The 373-nt window shown below is 59.2% G+C and carries 1 protein-coding gene; it reads left to right on the top strand.

What is annotated here, in order from left to right:
* Positions 1-117: 117 nt before the first annotated feature.
* The coding region (locus EII42_RS12470; protein WP_233558419.1) for a hypothetical protein at positions 118-373 on the top strand (256 nt) is incomplete at its 3' end.

The following is a 373-nucleotide window of genomic DNA, read 5'->3' as shown; positions in this document are numbered from 1 at the left end:
GCCGAAATCCTCCCCCCACTCTTCAACGGCCTCCCCATCAACCAATTCAACCACCCAGAAACCCTCGGCGGCCTCCCCCTCAACCACCAAAGATCCTTCATCACCGTCTACGTCGGCTTGGGCGTCTACACCAAAGGCGGCACCTACGACAAAGCCTTCGCCCTAGAAGTGCAACGCGGGGCGATCCGCCCCCACGACTTCAACATGGATGTCAGCGATCTGAAGAACCCGCAACACTACGGGCGCCTCACTTGCGGCCGCACCGGACCCGACGACTACCTATTCGTCTGCCTCGCCTACGCCGAAGACGCCGTCATAAAAGCAGAGGACACCGGAATAGGCGAGATAACCGACGAAGAAATCATCGCGATGA

This window comes from Tessaracoccus sp. OH4464_COT-324, from assembly GCF_003932855.1.
In the GTDB taxonomy this organism is placed as follows: Bacteria; Actinomycetota; Actinomycetes; order Propionibacteriales; family Propionibacteriaceae; genus Arachnia.
This window is presented reverse-complemented; position numbering and strand designations above follow the sequence as displayed.